The sequence below is a fragment of the Caenimonas terrae genome (assembly GCF_042655405.1).
Taxonomy (GTDB): domain Bacteria; phylum Pseudomonadota; class Gammaproteobacteria; order Burkholderiales; family Burkholderiaceae_C; genus Ramlibacter; species Ramlibacter terrae_A.
In genome coordinates this window covers 283,382-299,951 of the sequence record NZ_JBHSMF010000006.1, presented here as the reverse complement: position 1 = coordinate 299,951, position 16,570 = coordinate 283,382, and the positions used below count along the sequence as shown (strand labels likewise).

Genomic DNA, 16,570 nt, shown 5'->3' with positions numbered 1-16,570 from the left:
GATCCCCCGATGAACGCCAGCGCGGTTCCCCACCACATCGCCATCGTCATGGACGGCAACGGCCGCTGGGCCACCAAGCGCTACCTGCCGCGCGTGGCCGGCCACAAGAAGGGCGTCGACGCGATGCGGGCCTGCGTGCGCCACTGCGGCGAGCGCGGCGTGCGGGTGCTGACGGTGTTCGCGTTTTCCTCCGAGAACTGGAACCGGCCGCCCGAGGAAGTCTCCGGGCTGATGGAGCTGCTGGCCGTCGCCTTGTCGCGCGAGGTGCCGCAGCTGCATGCAGAGGGCGTGCGCATCCATTTCGTCGGCAATCGCGCCGCGCTGTCGGACAAGGTGCGCGCCGGCCTGTTGCAGGCCGAGACGGCCACCGCCGGCAACACCCGGCTGATCTTCAACATCTGCTTCAACTATGGCGGCCGCTGGGATATCGCCCAGGCCGCGGCCGGACTGGCGCAAAGGGGCGAGGCCATCACCGAGGCCAGCCTGGACCGCGCCATGGCGCTGGCCCATGTGCCCGACCCTGACCTGCTGATCCGCACCGGCGGCGAGCAGCGCCTGAGCAATTTCCTGCTGTGGCAGGCGGCGTATGCGGAGCTGTACTTCAGCGACAAGCTCTGGCCCGACTTCGACGAAGCGGCGATCGACGAGGCCATCGCCAACTACGCCGCGCGCGAGCGGCGCTTCGGCAGGACATCCGAACAAATCGCCCCTGGCAGCAGCAAGAAGGTCGCGTGACGGCCTGTCCCATGACCGTGGCCTGACCGCGTCCTCCATGCTCAAGCAACGCATCATCACCGCGCTCGTGCTGCTGGCCATCCTGCTGCCGGCCCTGTTCTATCCGTCGCCGGTCCCGTTCGCAGCGGTGACGCTCGTGCTGATCGCGGCCGGCGCCTGGGAGTGGGGCCGCCTGAACGGGCTGCCGCAAGCCGGCGCGCTCGTCACCGGCCTGGCCTGCCTGCTGCTGTGCGCGGCCTCGTGGCAGGCCGGCCTGATCGGGCAGCGCCTGCCGCTGCTGTGGAGCGTGGCCGGCGCGGCCTGGGTGCTGGCCGGCGGCTGGCTGCTGCGCGGCGGCGTTGCCGGCTGGCCGCGGATCCACCAGGCGGTCCGGCTGGTGGCCGGCGTGCTGGCGCTCTGGGTGGCGTGGCTGGCGGTGGCGCAGGCCCGTGCCATCGGCGTGAACTTCCTGCTCTCGATCCTGGTGCTGGTCTGGGTGGCCGACGTGTTCGCCTATTTCGCCGGCCGCAGCTTCGGCCTGAAGTTCACCAAGAACAAGCTGGCGCCGGCGATCAGCCCGGGCAAGAGCTGGGAAGGCGTCTGGGGCGGCATGCTCGGGGTGGTGGTGCTGGGCGTGTGCTGGGTGCTGGCCGACGCGAAGCTGTCGGCACCGGTGCCTAGCCTGTACAGCCGGCTGGCGGCCCATGGCTGGTGGCTGCTGCTGATCGGCGTGGTCTTCCTGGCCGCGATGAGCGTGGTCGGCGACCTGGTGGAATCGCTGATCAAGCGCAGCGCCGGCGCCAAGGATTCGAGCAACCTGCTGCCCGGCCACGGCGGCGTGCTCGACCGCGTCGATGCCCTGTTGCCGACGCTGCCGCTGGCGATGATGCTCACCTCGCTGGCCTCGTCGCTCGCGCCATGAAGCAGCGCGTCGCCGTCCTGGGCTCCACCGGCTCGGTGGGGGCCAATACGCTGGACGTGATTGCGCGCCATCCGGACCGCTTCGAGGTGGTTGCGCTCAGCGCTTCCACCCAGGTCGACCTGATGCTGCAGCAGATCGCGGCCTTCCGTCCGCGCTATGCCGTGATGGCCGACGAAGCGGCGGGCCGCGAGCTGGCCGACAAGGTGGAGGCCAACCGGCTGGGCACGCAGGTGCTGTCGGGCCAGGCCGCCATCGAGATGGTCGCGTCGCACGAACTGGTCGATACGGTGATGGCCGCCATCGTCGGCGCCGCCGGCCTGGCTTCCTGCCTGGCAGCGGCTCGCGCCGGCAAGCGGCTGCTGCTGGCCAACAAGGAGGCGCTGGTGGTGGGCGGCGAGTTCTTCATGGACACCGTGCGCGAGGGCGGGGCCGTGCTGCTGCCGATCGACAGCGAGCATTCGGCGATCTTCCAGTCGCTGCCGCAAGACCCGTCGACCTGGGATGCCCGGGTGGAGAAGATCATCCTCACGGCTTCGGGCGGGCCGTTCCGCACCCGGGCGCCCGAGACGCTGCGCAACGTCACGCCGCAGGAGGCCTGCGCCCATCCCAACTGGGTGATGGGCCGCAAGATCTCGGTGGACTCGGCCACCATGATGAACAAGGCGCTGGAGGTGATCGAGGCGCGCCACCTGTTCGGCCTGCAGCCCGAGCGGCTGGAGGTGGTGATCCATCCGCAGAGCGTGATCCATTCGATGGTCCAGTACCGCGACAGCTCGGTGGTGGCTCAGCTGGGGACGCCCGACATGCGCGTGCCCATCGCCTACGGCCTGGCCTGGCCGGAACGGGTCGCCTCCGGCGCGCAGGCGCTGGATTTCTCCACCCTGGCAGACATGAGCTTCGAATCCTTCGACAGCCGCGGCCATCGCCAGCGCTTCCCCGGGCTGCTGCTGGCCTGGGAGGCATTGCGGGCGGCGCCCGGAACCACCGCGGTGCTCAATGCCGCCAACGAGGTGGCGGTGAGCGCCTTCCTGGACAGCGAGATCCGCTTCGACCAGATCCATTCGGTGAATCTCGCAACTTTGGAGGCGTTCGCCCCCTCCAAGCCCGGTGGGCTGGCGGACCTGCTGGCGCTGGACGCGCAAGCGCGCGCCGCGGCGCGGCAAGCCATCGGCCGGATGCGCCCGTGAAGGAATCCAGATGCTGACCATCCTCGCTTTCGTCGTTGCCCTGGGGCTGCTGATCGCCGTCCACGAATACGGGCATTACCGCGTGGCGGTGGCCTGCGGCGTGAAGGTGCTGCGCTTCTCGGTCGGGTTCGGCAAGGCGCTTTACCGCTGGCAGCCGAAGAAGCAGCGGCCCGGGCAGTCGACCGAATTCGTGATCGGCGCCTTCCCGGTCGGCGGCTACGTCAAGATGCTCGACGAGCGCGAAGGGCCGGTCGCGCCGCACGAGCGGCATCTGGCCTTCAACACCCAGCCGCTGCGCTCGCGGGCGGCGATCGTCGCCGCCGGCCCGCTGGCCAACCTGCTGCTGGCCGTGCTGCTGTATTCGGCGGTCAACTGGTACGGCGTGCAGGAACCCAAGCCGATCCTGGCCAGCCCGGTGGCGGGATCGATCGCCCAGCAGGCCGGATTGCAGGGCGGGGAAACCGTGACGCAAGCCGGCTTCGAGGGCGAGCCGCTGCACAGCGTGGACTCGTTCGAGGAGCTGCGCTGGCTGCTGACCCGCGGCGCGCTGGACGGCCACGACGTGCGGCTGCTGGTGAGCGCCCGCCAGGGCGGCGGCCGCGACGTGCTGCTGCCGCTGAGCGGACTGCAGGCCAGCGACGCCGACGCCCAGCTGTTTCGCAAGATCGGCATCCTCGGGCCGTACACGCCGCCGGTGATCGGCGAGGTGGTGGCGGGCGGTGCCGGCGCGAAGGCCGGCCTGCGCAAGGGCGACCTGGTGCTGGCGGTCGGCGGCAAACCGGTGGTGGACGGCCAGCAGCTGCGCGAGGTGATCCGCGCCAGCGTCGACGGCACCCGGGCGGTCAGCGCTGCGTGGCGGCTGCAGCGCGGCGAGCGGGTGCTGGAGCTGCCGGTGGCGCCGCAGCCGGTGCGCGAAGGCGCGGCGTCGGTGGGCCGCATCGGCGCTTTCGTCGGCGCGCCGCCGGCCTTCGTCACCGTGCGCTACGGCCCGCTCGACGGCCTGTCCAAGGGCGCGGAGCGGACCTGGGAGGTGTCGGTGCTGACGCTGCGCATGATGGGCCGCATGGTGATCGGCCAGGCCTCGCTGAAGAACCTGAGCGGGCCGCTGACCATCGCCGACTACGCGGGCAAGTCCGCCAGCCTGGGGCTGACGCAGTACCTCGTGTTCCTCGCCCTGATCAGCGTCAGCCTCGGCGTGCTGAACCTGCTGCCGCTGCCCGTCCTCGATGGCGGGCACCTGATGTATTATCTTTGGGAGGGAGTCACGGGCAAGAGTGTCTCCGATGCCTGGATGGAGCGCCTCCAGCGCGGCGGCGTGGCGGTGTTGCTGGTGATGATGTCGATCGCGCTGTTCAACGACGTGACCCGTCTCTTCGGTTAATTTACCCGGTCCAACAAAACCGTCCCACCGAACGATGGTGCGGGCCAAGCTGATTCATGAAAAAACAATTCCAGCGCTTTCGCGTGCGTTCCCTGTCGGCAGTGGTGGCCCTGGCCTTCGTGGCCAATGCGGCGTGGGCAGTAGACCCGTTCACGGTCAAGGACATCCGGGTCGAGGGCCTGCAGCGGGTGGAGCCGGGCACGGTGTTCGCCTCGCTGCCGTTCCGGGTCGGCGAGCAGTACAACGACGAGAAAGGCCTGGCCGCCATCCGTGCGCTGTTCGCGCTCGGCCTGTTCAAGGACGTGCGGCTGGAGACGGTGGGCGACGTGCTGGTGGTGATCGTCGAGGAGCGGCCGACGGTGGCCGACGTGGAGTTCGTCGGCGCCCGTGAGTTCGACAAGGACGCCCTGAAGAAGGCGCTGCGCGAGATCGGCCTGACCGAGGGCCGGCCCTACGACCAGAGCCTGGCCGACCGCGCCGAGCAGGAGCTCAAGCGCCAGTACATCAACAAGAGCCTGTACGGCGCGGAGGTGGTGACCACGGTGACGCCGATCGAGCGCAACCGCGTCAACCTGACCTTCACCGTGACCGAAGGCGAGCCCGCCAAGATCAAGGAAATCCACATCGTCGGCAACAAGGCCTTCAGCGAATCGACGCTCAAGGGCCTGTTCGACCTGGACACCGGCGGCATGCTGAGCTTCTACACGAAGTCGGACCGCTACTCGCGCACCAAGCTCAATGCCGACCTGGAAACGCTGCGCTCGTATTACCTGTCGCGCGGCTTCCTCGAATTCCGCATCGATTCGACCCAGGTGGCGATCTCGCCCGACAAGCAGACCATCTCGATCACGGTCAACGTGAGCGAAGGCGAGCGCTTCGCCGTCTCCGGCGTCAGGCTGGAAGGCAACTACCTGGGCAAGCAGGACGAATTCAAGACGCTGGTGACGATCCGCCCCGGCGAGCCGTACAACGCGGACCAGGTGGCGCAGACGACCAAGGCCTTCACCGATTACTTCGGCCGCTTCGGCTATGCCTTCGCCCAGGTGGAGGCGCGCCCGGAAGTGGACCGCGTCAACAACCGCGTGGCCTTCGTGATCGTGGCGGACCCGTCGCGCCGCGCCTACGTGCGCCGCATCAACATCGGCGGCAACAACCGCACCCGCGACGAAGTCATCCGGCGCGAGTTCCGCCAGTTCGAATCGTCGTGGTACGACGGCGACCGGATCAAGCTGTCGCGCGACCGCATCGACCGGCTCGGCTACTTCAAGGAAGTCAACGTCGAGACCAGCGACGTGCCGGGCGCGCCCGACCAGGTGGACCTGAACGTCTCGGTGGTGGAGAAGCCCACCGGCAGCCTGCAGGTGGGCGCGGGCTTTTCCAGCGCCGAGAAGCTGGCGCTGTCGTTCAGCGTCAAGCAGGAAAACGCCTTCGGCACCGGCAACTACCTGGGCGTCGAAGTCAACACCAGCAAGTACAACCGAACGCTGTCGTTGAGCACGGTGAACCCGTACTTCACGCCGGATGGCATCTCGCGCACGCTGGACGCCTATTACCGCAGTTCCAAACCCTACGAAGACCAGGGCGGCAACTACGAGCTGGTGACCACCGGCGCCAGCGTGCGCTTCGGCGTCCCGTTCAGCGAAGTGGACACGGTGTTCTTCGGCGCCGGGCTGGAGCGCACGCAGATCAAGCCGGGCACCAACATCCCGGCGGCCTATCTGGCCTACGCTGCGCGCGTGGGCTTCACCAGCCAGGCGCTGCCGCTGACGGTCGGCTGGGCACGGGACGACCGCGACAGCGCGCTGGCCCCCACCAGCGGCCGCTTCCAGCGGCTGGGCACGGAGTGGGGCATCGCCGGCGACGCGCGCTACCTGCGCGCCAATTACCAGGTCCAGCAGTACGTCCCGCTGAGCAAGCAGTTCACCCTGGCGCTCAACGGCGAAGCCGGCTGGGGCAAGGGGCTGTCCGGGCTGCCGTATCCGGTGTTCAAGAACTTCTATTCCGGCGGCCTCGGTTCGGTGCGCGGCTTCGAGCAGGGCACGCTGGGGCCGCGGGACGTCACCGGTTCGGTGATCGGCGGCCCCAAGAAGTTCACGCTCAATGCCGAGGTGCTCACGCCGTTCCCCGGCGCCGGCAACGACAAGTCGCTGCGGCTGTTCGGTTTCGTCGACGCCGGCAACGTGTACGGCGAGAACGAAAAGGTCACGCTGTCGACTTTCCGCTCGTCCGTGGGCTTCGGCGTCAGCTGGATCTCGCCGATCGGCCCCTTGCGTCTCGCGGTGGCCCACCCCATTCGCAAGTTCGCTGGCGATAGAATCCAGAAATTGCAATTCCAGATCGGAACGTCTTTCTAATGAAGCATCTTCTCCGTCAATGGCTGCTGGTCCTCGTGGGCCTGGTGGCCTTCGCGGCGCACGCCGACGAATTCCGTGTCGGCTTCGTCAACACCGACCGGATCTTCAGGGAGGCGAACACCGCCAAGGCGGCGCAGGCCAAGCTGGAGCAGGAATTCTCGCGCCGCGAGAAGGAACTCAACGACATCGGCAACAACCTCAAGTCGCTCTCGGACAAGTTCGAGCGCGAGGCGCCGACGCTGTCGGAGGCGCAGCGCGCCCAGCGCCAGAAGCAGCTGGTGGACCAGGACCGCGAATTCCAGCGCAAGCGCCGCGAGTTCCAGGAAGACCTCAACGCCCGCAAGAACGAGGAGCTGCAGCAGGTGCTGGAGCGCGCCAACAAGGTGGTCAAGCAGGTCGCCGAGGCCGAGAAGTACGACGTGGTGCTGCAGGAAGCCGTCTACATCAATCCCAAGCACGACATCACTGACAAGGTGATCAAGGCGCTGAACGCGTCCAAGTGATGCTGGCCGGCACAACGTGGCGCTGCGTCTAGCCGCTATCGTTGCAGCCCTGGGCGGGGAGCTTCACGGCGACCCGGCCCTGCTGGTCGAAGGCCTGGCCCCGCTGGAGCAGGCCGGGCCCGGCCAGCTGTCCTTCCTGAGCAATCCGCGCTACCAGCCGCAACTGGCGGCCTCGCGCGCGGGCTGCGTCATCGTGGCGCCCTCGATGCTGGCCGCCGCGCAGGCCCGCGGCGCCTGCATCGTCGCCCCGGACCCCTATCTTTATTTCGCCCGGCTGACCCAGCTGTGGAAGAAGCAGTCGGCGCCGCCGGCCGGTCCGGCCATCCATCCCAGCGCGGTGATCGATGCCGCGGCGGTGATCGATCCGGCCGCCAGCATCGGCGCCCTGTGCGTGATCGAACGCGGCGCGCGCATCGGCGCGGGGACGCGGCTGGCGCCGCGCGTGACGGTGGGCGAGAACTGCGTCGTCGGCGAGCGCTGCGTGCTGCATCCGGGCGTCGTGATCGGGGCCGACGGCTTCGGCTTCGCGCCCAACGCCGGCGCCTGGGAAAAGATCGAGCAGCTCGGCGCGGTGCGCATCGGCAACGACGTGGAGATCGGCGCCAACACCTGCATCGACCGCGGCGCCCTGGCCGACACGGTGATCGAGGACGGCGTCAAGCTGGACAACCTGATCCAGATCGGCCACAACGTGCGCATCGGCCGCCACACGGCCATCGCCGGCTGCGTCGGCGTGGCCGGCAGCGCCACCATCGGCGCGCATTGCACCATCGGCGGCGGCGCCGGCATCCTGGGCCACCTCACGATCGCCGACAACGTGCACATTTCGGCGCTGTCCAACGTCACCCGCTCGATCTCGCGGCCCGGCCACTACACCGGATTCTTTCCCATCGACGACAATGCAGCCTGGGAAAAAAATGCGGCGACGCTCAAGCAGCTGCACGGCCTGCGCGAACGCCTCAAGGCCCTGGAGAAGAAATAGCCACGATGGACATCCACGAAATCCTCACCCTGCTGCCGCACCGCTATCCGTTCCTGATGGTGGACCGCGTGCTTTCGATCGACAAGGGCAAGAGCATCAAGGCGCTCAAGAACGTCACGATCAACGAGCCCTTCTTCACCGGCCACTTTCCGCGCCGGCCGGTGATGCCCGGCGTGCTGATGCTGGAGGCGATGGCGCAGGCCGCCGCCCTGCTGTCGTTCCACATGATGGACGCCCGGCCCGACGAGAAGAGCATCTATTACTTCGCCGGCATCGACGGCGCGCGCTTCAAGCGGCCGGTGGAGCCGGGCGACCAGCTGATCATGGACGTGACGCTGGAGCGGGCCAAGTCCGGCATCTACAAGTTCAAGGGCATCACCCGTGTCGGCACCGAAGTGGCTTGCGAAGCCGAGCTGATGTGCACCATGCGGACCATCGCCTGAGCCGGGCCATGGCTCTGATCCACCCCACGGCGATCGTGGACCCCGGCGCGCAGATCGATGATTCCGTCAGCATCGGCCCCTACACCCTGATCGGCCCGCACGTGAAGATCGGCGCCGGCACCACCGTCGGCCCGCACTGCGTGATCGAGGGCCGCACCACCATCGGCCGCGACAACCGCATCTTCCAGTTCAATTCGCTCGGCGCGATCCCGCAAGACAAGAAGTACGCCGGCGAGCCGTGCGAGCTGGTGATCGGCAACCGCAACACCATCCGCGAGTTCTCCACCTTCAACATCGGTTCGCCCGGCGGCGGCGGCGTGACCAGCGTCGGCGACGACAACTGGCTGATGGCCTACGTGCACCTGGCGCACGACTGCAAGGTGGGCAACCAGACCATCTTCGCCAACAATTCGCAGCTGGCCGGCCACGTGGAGGTGGGCGACTGGGTGATCCTGGGCGGCTTCACCATCGTGCACCAGTTCGTGCGCATCGGCGCCCACGCGATGTCGGCGATGAACGCGGTGCTGCTGGCGGACCAGCCGCCCTTCGTCATGAGCCAGGGCCAGCCGGCCCAGGCCCGCTCGATGAACTACGAGGGCCTGCGCCGGCGCGGCTTCTCGGCCGAGCGGATCGCCGCCGTCAAGGCCATGCACAAGGCGCTTTACCGTGACGGCCTGACGCTGGAGCAGTCGCGCGAGCGCATCGCCGCCCTGGCGCGCGAGACGCCCGAGGCCGCCCCCGACGTCGCTCTGATGCTGGACTTCCTGGCCAGGGTCTCGCCCCAGCGCGGCATCGTGCGATGACGCCGCGGTGAGCGCCGCCGGGCCGCCCCAAGGCGCGAAAGCCCCCTCGGGGGCAGCGCAGGACACGAAGTGACAAGCGTGGGGGCAACATTTGCAATGGTCGCGGGCGAGGCGTCCGGCGACCTGCTGGCGGGGCTGCTGCTCGATGGCATGAAGCAGCGCTGGCCGCAGCTGCAGGCCCACGGCATCGGCGGGCCGCAGATGGCGGCGCGCGGCTTCCAGGCCTGGTGGCCGCAGGACAAGCTGGCCGTCCGCGGCTACGTGGAGGTGCTGCGCCATTACCGCGAGATCGTCGGCATCCGCAGCCAGTTGCGCGAGCGCCTGCTGCGCGAGCCGCCCAGCGCCTTCATCGGCGTCGATGCGCCGGATTTCAACCTCGACCTGGAAGCGGCGTTGCGGCAGCGGGGCATTCCCACCATCCACTTCGTCTGCCCGTCGATCTGGGCCTGGCGGCCGCAGCGGGTGGAAAAGATGCGGCAGGCCTGCGACCACGTGTTGTGCCTCTTTCCCTTCGAGCCGGCGCTGTTGCAGCAGCACGGGATCGCCGCCACCTACGTCGGCCATCCGCTGGCCAGCGTGATTCCGCTGGAGGCCGACAAGGCGGGCGCGCGCCGGGCGCTGGGCCTGGCGGACGGCGACGAGGTGGTCGCGATCCTGCCGGGCAGCCGGCGCTCGGAGATCCACTACATGGCGCCGCGCTTCTTCGCCGCCGCGCTGCAGATCCGGCAGGCCCGCCCGGGCGTGCGCTTCGTCACGCCGGCCGCGCCCGGCCTGAAGGCGGCCATCGAGCAGGCGGCGCGGGCTGCCGGCCTGGCCGACGGACTGCAGGTGCTCGATGGGCAGTCGCATACCGCGCTGGCCGCCTGCGACGTCACGCTGATCGCCAGCGGCACCGCCACCCTGGAAGCCGCGCTGTTCAAGCGGCCGATGGTGATCGGCTACGCGGTGAGCTGGCTGACCGCCAGGCTGATGCGGCGCCAGCACCTGCAGCCGTGGATCGGCCTGCCCAACATCCTGTGCGGCGAGTTCGTGGTGCCGGAATTGTTGCAGGAGGACGCCACGCCGGAAAAACTCTCGCGGGCGGTCTTGGATTGGCTGGCCGCTCCTGCGAGAATCAGCGCCGTACAACACCGATTCCAGGCGCTGCAGCACGAGCTGCGGCGCGACACCCGCGCGCTAGCCACCGATGCCATCGAAAAAGTTATCCGGACCTGAGCAGAAGAAGCTCGCGTGGGACCCCGTCGGCCTGATGGCGGGCGTCGACGAGGCCGGGCGCGGCCCGCTGGCCGGTCCGGTGGTCGCCGCCGCGGTGATCCTGGACGACGGCAAGCGCATCCGCGGGCTGGCGGACTCCAAGATCCTGACTCCGCTGCAACGCGACAAGCTGTACGACCTGATCCGCGAAAAGGCGCTGTGCTGCTCGGTGGCGCAGGCCTCGGTCGAGGAGATCGACGAACTGAACATCCTGCACGCCACCATGCTGGCGATGAAGCGCGCGGTCGAAGGCCTGCGGCTCAAGCCGGCCAAGGTGCTGGTGGACGGCAACCGCCTGCCCACCATCGACGTGCTGGCCGAAGCGGTGATCGGCGGCGACGCCAAGATCAAGTCGATCTCCGCCGCCTCCATCCTGGCCAAGGTGCACCGCGACCGCCTGTGCCAGCAGCTGGACGAGGAGTTCCCGCATTACGGTTTCGCCGCCCACAAGGGCTACGGCACGCCCGAGCACCTGGAAGCGCTGCGCGTGCACGGCGCCTGCCGCCACCACCGCAAGTTCTTCGGGCCGGTGGCCGCCACCTTCATGACGCCGGACGGTCAGCTGATCGAACTGCGCGCGTCGTGAGCTCTCCCGACCCGCAGCTGATCAGCTCGCGCGAGAACCCGCTGCTCAAGGAGCTGCGGCGGCTGGCGCAGGACAGCACGGCCTACCGCAAGCAGCAGCGGGTCTGGATCGAGGGCGACCACCTGTGCCGCGCCGCCCTGGCCAGGGGCGTCCGGCCGGCGCTGGCGGTGTTCGCCGAATCGGCCTGGCCGCAGGCCCGCACTGAGTGGGCGACGGCCGCCGCCAAGACCGTGCTGGTGGCGGATGCGCTGTTCGCCGGCATCAGCGGCCTGGAGTCGCCGGCCACCATGGCCTTCGCCATCGACCTGCCGGCCGCGCCGGCGCTGGATCCGCTGGCCGCCAGCGTCATCCTGGACCGGGTGCAGGACGCCGGCAACGTCGGCGCCATCCTGCGCAGCGCCGGCGCCTTCGGCTTCCGGCAGGTGATCGCCCTGAAGGGCACGGCGGCGCTGTGGAGTCCCAAGGTGCTGCGCGCCGGCATGGGCGCGCACTTCGGCCTGCGGCTGCTGGAGTCGCTGGAGCCAGCGGCGCTGGACGCGCTGGCGGTGCCGATCCTGGTGACCAGCTCCCACCACGGCGAATTCCTGCACCAGGCCGGGCTGCCGTGGCCCTGCGCCTGGGCCCTGGGCCACGAAGGGCAGGGCGTCGGCGACGAGGTCGGCTCGCGCGCCAGCCTGGCCGTGCGCATCGCCCAGCCCGGAGGCGAGGAGTCGCTCAACGTCTCCTGCGCCGCTGCCATCTGCCTGCACGCCAGCGCCACGTCCCACGCCTGAGTGGGTCCGCGGCAGGGACGGTGTTTTTGAACGCAGAGGGGGCAAAGGGGCGCAGAAGCCGCAGAAGGGTTTTCAGTCCGGGCGGTGGGCAGGCCGGCAGCTCGGCCGGTTATAATCAAGGGCTTTCCCGCAAACCCCCGTACGCCTAGCGCACTCCAGCCTCTCCCTGACAAAAGAAGCAATCAAGAGCCCGCTCTTGAGCGCGTTTGGGCGTACCCGTAATCATCCGGAGAACCCAGTGCTCTTGTCTCAACAGGGAACCGCCCCTCCCGCCATCCTGGCGCTCGCAGACGGCACGGTCTTTCTTGGCATTTCGATCGGCGCCACCGGCACCACCACCGGCGAAGTCGTGTTCAACACGGCGATCACCGGTTACCAGGAAATCCTCACCGACCCGAGCTACCGCGGCCAGATCGTGACGCTCACCTATCCGCACATCGGCAACTACGGCGTCAACGAGGAAGACATCGAGGCCGCCAAGGTCCACGCTGCCGGCCTCGTGATCCGCGACCTGCCGCTGGTGGCGTCCAACTTCCGCTCGCACATGACGCTGCACCAGTACCTGGTGCGCGAGAACACGGTGGCGATCGCCAACATCGACACCCGCAAGCTGACCCGCATCCTGCGCACCAAGGGCGCCCAGGGCGGCGCCATCCTGGCGCTGGCCGCCGGCACGGAAATCACCCCGGCGCTGGTGGACAAGGCGGTGGCCGCGGCCCGCGCCACGCCCTCGATGGCCGGCCTCGACCTGGCCAAGGAGGTGTCGGTGCGCCAGCCCTACGACTGGACCCAGACCGAATGGGCGCTGGGCGAGGGCTACGGCCAGCTGCAGACCCCCAGGTACCACGTGGTCGCCTTCGACTACGGCGTCAAGAACAACATCCTGCGCATGCTGGCCGAGCGCGGCTGCCGCGTGACGGTGGTGCCGGCCCAGACCACGGCGGCGCAGGTCAAGGCGATGGAGCCGGACGGCGTGTTCCTGAGCAACGGCCCGGGCGACCCGGAGCCCTGCGACTACGCGATCGAGGCGACCCGCGACCTGATCGAGGCTGGCTATCCCACCTTCGGCATCTGCCTGGGCCACCAGATCATGGCGCTGGCCTCCGGGGCGAAGACCTTCAAGATGAAGTTCGGCCACCATGGCGCCAACCACCCGGTCAAGGACCTGGACAACAACCGCGTCAGCATCACCAGCCAGAACCACGGCTTCGCGGTCGACGAAAAGACGCTGCCGGCCAACCTGCGGCCGACGCACATCTCGCTGTTCGACGGCACGCTGCAGGGCCTGGCGCGCACTGACAAGCCCGCATTCTGCTTCCAGGGCCATCCGGAAGCCTCGCCCGGACCGCACGACATCGGCTACCTGTTCGACCGCTTCACCGGGTTGATGGACCAGGCCGCAGCAGACAAGAAGAAGTAAGCCATGCCTAAACGCCAAGACCTCAAGAGCATCCTCATCATCGGCGCCGGCCCGATCGTCATCGGCCAGGCCTGCGAATTCGACTACTCCGGCGTGCAGGCCTGCAAGGCGCTGCGCGAGGAGGGCTACAAGGTCATCCTGATCAACAGCAACCCGGCGACGATCATGACGGACCCGGCCACCGCCGACGTCACCTACATCGAGCCGATCACCTGGCAGACGGTGGAAAAGATCATCGCCAAGGAAAGGCCGGACGCCATCCTGCCGACCATGGGCGGGCAGACCGCGCTCAATTGCGCGCTGGACCTGTGGCACCACGGCGTGCTGCACAAGTACAAGTGCGAGCTGATCGGCGCCACGCCGGAAGCGATCGACAAGGCCGAGGACCGCCTGAAGTTCAAGGAGGCGATGACGCGCATCGGCCTGGGCTCGGCGCGCTCGGGCATCGCCCACAACATGGACGAGGCCTGGTCGGTGCAGAAGACCGTGGGCTTTCCCACCGTGATCCGCCCCAGCTTCACGCTCGGCGGCACCGGCGGCGGCATCGCCTACAACTCCGAGGAGTTCGAGACCATCTGCAAGCGCGGCCTGGAAGCCTCGCCGACCAGCGAACTGCTGATCGAGGAATCGCTGCTGGGATGGAAAGAGTTCGAGATGGAAGTGGTGCGCGACAAGGCGGACAACTGCATCATCATCTGCTCGATCGAGAACCTGGACCCGATGGGCGTGCACACCGGCGACTCGATCACGGTCGCGCCGGCGCAGACCCTGACGGACAAGGAGTACCAGATCATGCGCAACGCCTCGATCGCGGTGCTGCGCGAGATCGGCGTCGACACCGGCGGCTCGAACGTGCAGTTCTCGATCAATCCGGTGGACGGCCGGATGATCGTGATCGAGATGAACCCGCGCGTCTCGCGGTCGTCCGCGCTGGCGTCCAAGGCCACCGGTTTTCCGATCGCCAAGGTCGCGGCCAAGCTGGCCGTCGGCTACACGCTGGACGAACTGCGCAACGAGATCACCGGCGGCGCAACCCCCGCGTCGTTCGAGCCCAGCATCGACTACGTGGTCACCAAGATCCCGCGTTTCGCCTTCGAGAAATTCCCGCAGGCCGATTCGCGCCTGACCACCCAGATGAAGTCGGTGGGCGAGGTGATGGCGATGGGCCGCACCTTCCAGGAATCGTTCCAGAAGGCGCTGCGCGGGCTGGAAGTGGGCGTCGACGGCCTGAACGAGAAAACCCAGGACCGCGAGGTGCTGGAAAAGGAACTGGGCGCGCCCGGTCCCGAGCGGATCTGGTACGTCGGCGACGCCTTCGCAATGGGCCTGTCGGTCGACGAGGTCTACGACCTGACCAAGATCGACAAGTGGTTCCTGGTGCAGATCGAGGAGATCGTCAAGATCGAGCTCGAGCTGGAGAAGATGTCGCTGGACCAGGTCGACAAGGCCACCCTGCTGCTGCTCAAGCAGAAGGGCTTCTCCGACCGCCGGCTGGCCAGGCAGCTCAAGACCACCGACAAGGTGATCCGCGAGAAGCGGCGCGCGCTGGGCGTGCGGCCGGTCTACAAGCGGGTGGACACCTGCGCCGCGGAGTTCTCGACCAACACCGCCTACATGTACTCGACCTACGAGGAAGAGGACGAATCGGAGCCGACCGACCGCAAGAAGATCATGGTGCTGGGCGGCGGGCCCAACCGGATCGGCCAGGGCATCGAGTTCGATTACTGCTGCGTGCACGCGGCCCTCGCCATGCGCGAAGACGGCTACGAGACCATCATGGTCAACTGCAATCCGGAGACCGTCTCCACCGATTACGACACCTCCGACCGCCTGTACTTCGAGCCGGTGACGCTGGAAGACGTGCTGGAGATCGTCGACAGGGAGAAGCCGCTGGGCGTGATCGTCCAGTACGGCGGCCAGACGCCGCTGAAGCTCGCGCTGGACCTGGAGGCGGAAGGCGTGCCCATCATCGGCACCTCGCCCGACATGATCGACGCCGCGGAAGACCGCGAGCGCTTCCAGAAGCTGCTGCACGAACTGGGGCTGCGCCAGCCGCCGAATGCGACGGCGCGCACCGAGGCGGAGGCCCTGGAGAAGGCGGCCGCGCTGGGCTATCCGCTGGTGGTGCGCCCCAGCTACGTGCTGGGCGGCCGGGCGATGGAGATCGTCCACGAGCAGCGCGACCTGGAGCGCTACATGCGCGAGGCAGTGAAGGTCTCCAACGACTCGCCGGTGCTGCTGGACCGGTTCCTGAACGACGCGGTGGAATGCGACGTGGACTGCATCTCGGACGGCACGGCCACCTTCATCGGCGGCGTGATGGAGCACATCGAGCAGGCCGGCGTCCACTCGGGCGACTCGGCCTGTTCGCTGCCGCCGTATTCGCTGAGCAAGGAAACGATCGACGAAATGAAGCGCCAGACCGCACTGATGGCCAAGGGCCTGAACGTGATCGGGCTGATGAACGTGCAGTTCGCGATCCAGGAGAAGGACGGCAAGGACGTGATCTTCGTGCTGGAGGTCAATCCCCGCGCCTCGCGCACCGTGCCGTACGTGTCCAAGGCGACCGGCGTGCAGCTGGCCAAGGTGGCGGCGCGCTGCATGGTCGGCCAGAGCCTGGCCTCGCAGGGCATCACCGAGGAGGTGAACCCGCCGTACTTCAGCGTCAAGGAGGCGGTGTTCCCCTTCGTCAAGTTCCCTGGCGTGGACACCATCCTGGGCCCGGAGATGAAGTCCACCGGCGAGGTGATGGGCGTGGGCAAGACCTTCGGCGAGGCCTTCGTCAAGAGCCAGGTCGGCGCCGGCACCAAGCTGCCGCGGCCGACCGACGCGGTCAGGAAGGTGTTCCTGAGCGTGAAGAACAACGACAAGCCGCGCGCGATCGAGGTCGCGCGCCAGCTGGCCGACATGGGCTTCGACCTGGTGGCGACCAAGGGCACGGCGGCAGCGATCTGCGCCGCCGGCATTGCCTGCGTGATGGTCAACAAGGTCACCGAGGGCCGGCCGCACATCGTCGACATGATCAAGAACAACGAGATCGCGCTGGTCATCAACACGGTCGAGGAACGCCGCAACGCGATCACCGACTCGCGCCAGATCCGCACGTCGGCCCTGCTGGCGCGCGTCACCACCTTCACCACCATCTTCGGCGCCGAAGCGGCGGTGGAAGGCATGAAGCACATGGACAACCTGGGCGTCGTCTCGCTGCAGGAGCTGCACGCGCAGCTGCGCGCAGCCTGAAGGGGCAG

14 protein-coding genes are annotated in these 16,570 nt (G+C 68.2%); all 14 read left to right on the top strand.

All coding sequences use genetic code 11. From position 1 onward, the window contains the following. Positions 1-9: 9 nt before the first annotated feature. The 14 genes from uppS (at position 10) to carB (ending at position 16,562) form a co-directional block, all read left to right on the top strand. A complete protein-coding gene (gene uppS, locus ACFPOE_RS08300) occupies positions 10-735 on the top strand; it encodes a polyprenyl diphosphate synthase (protein ID WP_376849616.1) in 726 nt (241 codons plus the stop codon). Between the two features lie 37 nt (positions 736-772). Then, the gene (locus ACFPOE_RS08295) at positions 773-1,636 is read left to right on the top strand and encodes a phosphatidate cytidylyltransferase (protein ID WP_376849615.1); all 864 of its coding nucleotides are present in this window, start codon (positions 773-775) and stop codon (positions 1,634-1,636) included. Beyond that, positions 1,633-2,823, top strand: coding sequence for a 1-deoxy-D-xylulose-5-phosphate reductoisomerase (ispC, locus tag ACFPOE_RS08290; protein ID WP_376849614.1), 1,191 nt, complete (start codon positions 1,633-1,635; stop codon positions 2,821-2,823). The genes ACFPOE_RS08295 and ispC overlap by 4 nt, the downstream gene beginning before the upstream one ends. Positions 2,824-2,833: 10 nt before the next feature. After that, positions 2,834-4,204, top strand: a complete 1,371-nt coding sequence (rseP, locus tag ACFPOE_RS08285; protein ID WP_376849613.1) for an RIP metalloprotease RseP — start codon at positions 2,834-2,836, stop codon at positions 4,202-4,204. Between the two features lie 56 nt (positions 4,205-4,260). Further along, positions 4,261-6,558 (top strand): outer membrane protein assembly factor BamA, encoded by a 2,298-nt coding sequence (gene bamA, locus ACFPOE_RS08280; protein ID WP_376849612.1) that lies wholly within the window; start codon positions 4,261-4,263, stop codon positions 6,556-6,558. Further along, complete coding sequence (locus tag ACFPOE_RS08275; protein WP_376849611.1) at positions 6,558-7,061, top strand: OmpH/Skp family outer membrane protein; 504 nt, start codon at positions 6,558-6,560, stop codon at positions 7,059-7,061. Before bamA ends, ACFPOE_RS08275 begins: the two co-directional genes overlap by 1 nt. A 16-nt stretch (positions 7,062-7,077) precedes the next feature. Then, positions 7,078-8,043, top strand: coding sequence for a UDP-3-O-(3-hydroxymyristoyl)glucosamine N-acyltransferase (gene lpxD / locus ACFPOE_RS08270; RefSeq protein ID WP_376849610.1), 966 nt, complete (start codon positions 7,078-7,080; stop codon positions 8,041-8,043). A 5-nt stretch (positions 8,044-8,048) separates the two neighbouring features. Next, the gene (fabZ, locus tag ACFPOE_RS08265) at positions 8,049-8,486 is read left to right on the top strand and encodes a 3-hydroxyacyl-ACP dehydratase FabZ (RefSeq protein WP_376849609.1); all 438 of its coding nucleotides are present in this window, start codon (positions 8,049-8,051) and stop codon (positions 8,484-8,486) included. A gap of 8 nt (positions 8,487-8,494) precedes the next feature. Then, positions 8,495-9,289 carry an acyl-ACP--UDP-N-acetylglucosamine O-acyltransferase gene (gene lpxA / locus ACFPOE_RS08260; protein WP_376849608.1) on the top strand — a complete coding sequence of 265 codons (795 nt, stop codon included), beginning with the start codon at positions 8,495-8,497 and terminating at the stop codon, positions 9,287-9,289. A 96-nt stretch (positions 9,290-9,385) separates the two neighbouring features. After that, complete coding sequence (gene lpxB / locus ACFPOE_RS08255; protein WP_376849607.1) at positions 9,386-10,504, top strand: lipid-A-disaccharide synthase; 1,119 nt, start codon at positions 9,386-9,388, stop codon at positions 10,502-10,504. Continuing rightward, entirely contained in the window at positions 10,476-11,129 is a 654-nt protein-coding gene (gene rnhB, locus ACFPOE_RS08250; protein WP_376849606.1) for a ribonuclease HII, read from the top strand. Before lpxB ends, rnhB begins: the two co-directional genes overlap by 29 nt. Beyond that, positions 11,126-11,902, top strand: coding sequence for a TrmH family RNA methyltransferase (locus ACFPOE_RS08245; protein WP_376849605.1), 777 nt, complete (start codon positions 11,126-11,128; stop codon positions 11,900-11,902). The genes rnhB and ACFPOE_RS08245 overlap by 4 nt, the downstream gene beginning before the upstream one ends. Before the next feature lie 238 nt (positions 11,903-12,140). Continuing rightward, complete coding sequence (carA, locus tag ACFPOE_RS08240) at positions 12,141-13,322, top strand: glutamine-hydrolyzing carbamoyl-phosphate synthase small subunit (RefSeq protein ID WP_376849604.1); 1,182 nt, start codon at positions 12,141-12,143, stop codon at positions 13,320-13,322. A 3-nt stretch (positions 13,323-13,325) separates the two neighbouring features. Further along, a complete protein-coding gene (carB, locus tag ACFPOE_RS08235; protein ID WP_376849603.1) occupies positions 13,326-16,562 on the top strand; it encodes a carbamoyl-phosphate synthase large subunit in 3,237 nt (1,078 codons plus the stop codon). Positions 16,563-16,570: the final 8 nt, after the last annotated feature.

Coding starts and splice junctions, on each gene's coding strand:
- uppS (WP_376849616.1), top strand. CDS start 10: ATGAACGCCAGCGCGGTTCCCCACCACATCGCCATCGTCATGGACGGC.
- ACFPOE_RS08295 (WP_376849615.1), top strand. CDS start 773: ATGCTCAAGCAACGCATCATCACCGCGCTCGTGCTGCTGGCCATCCTG.
- ispC (WP_376849614.1), top strand. CDS start 1,633: ATGAAGCAGCGCGTCGCCGTCCTGGGCTCCACCGGCTCGGTGGGGGCC.
- rseP (WP_376849613.1), top strand. CDS start 2,834: ATGCTGACCATCCTCGCTTTCGTCGTTGCCCTGGGGCTGCTGATCGCC.
- bamA (WP_376849612.1), top strand. CDS start 4,261: ATGAAAAAACAATTCCAGCGCTTTCGCGTGCGTTCCCTGTCGGCAGTG.
- ACFPOE_RS08275 (WP_376849611.1), top strand. CDS start 6,558: ATGAAGCATCTTCTCCGTCAATGGCTGCTGGTCCTCGTGGGCCTGGTG.
- fabZ (WP_376849609.1), top strand. CDS start 8,049: ATGGACATCCACGAAATCCTCACCCTGCTGCCGCACCGCTATCCGTTC.
- lpxA (WP_376849608.1), top strand. CDS start 8,495: ATGGCTCTGATCCACCCCACGGCGATCGTGGACCCCGGCGCGCAGATC.
- lpxB (WP_376849607.1), top strand. CDS start 9,386: ATGGTCGCGGGCGAGGCGTCCGGCGACCTGCTGGCGGGGCTGCTGCTC.
- rnhB (WP_376849606.1), top strand. CDS start 10,476: ATGCCATCGAAAAAGTTATCCGGACCTGAGCAGAAGAAGCTCGCGTGG.
- carB (WP_376849603.1), top strand. CDS start 13,326: ATGCCTAAACGCCAAGACCTCAAGAGCATCCTCATCATCGGCGCCGGC.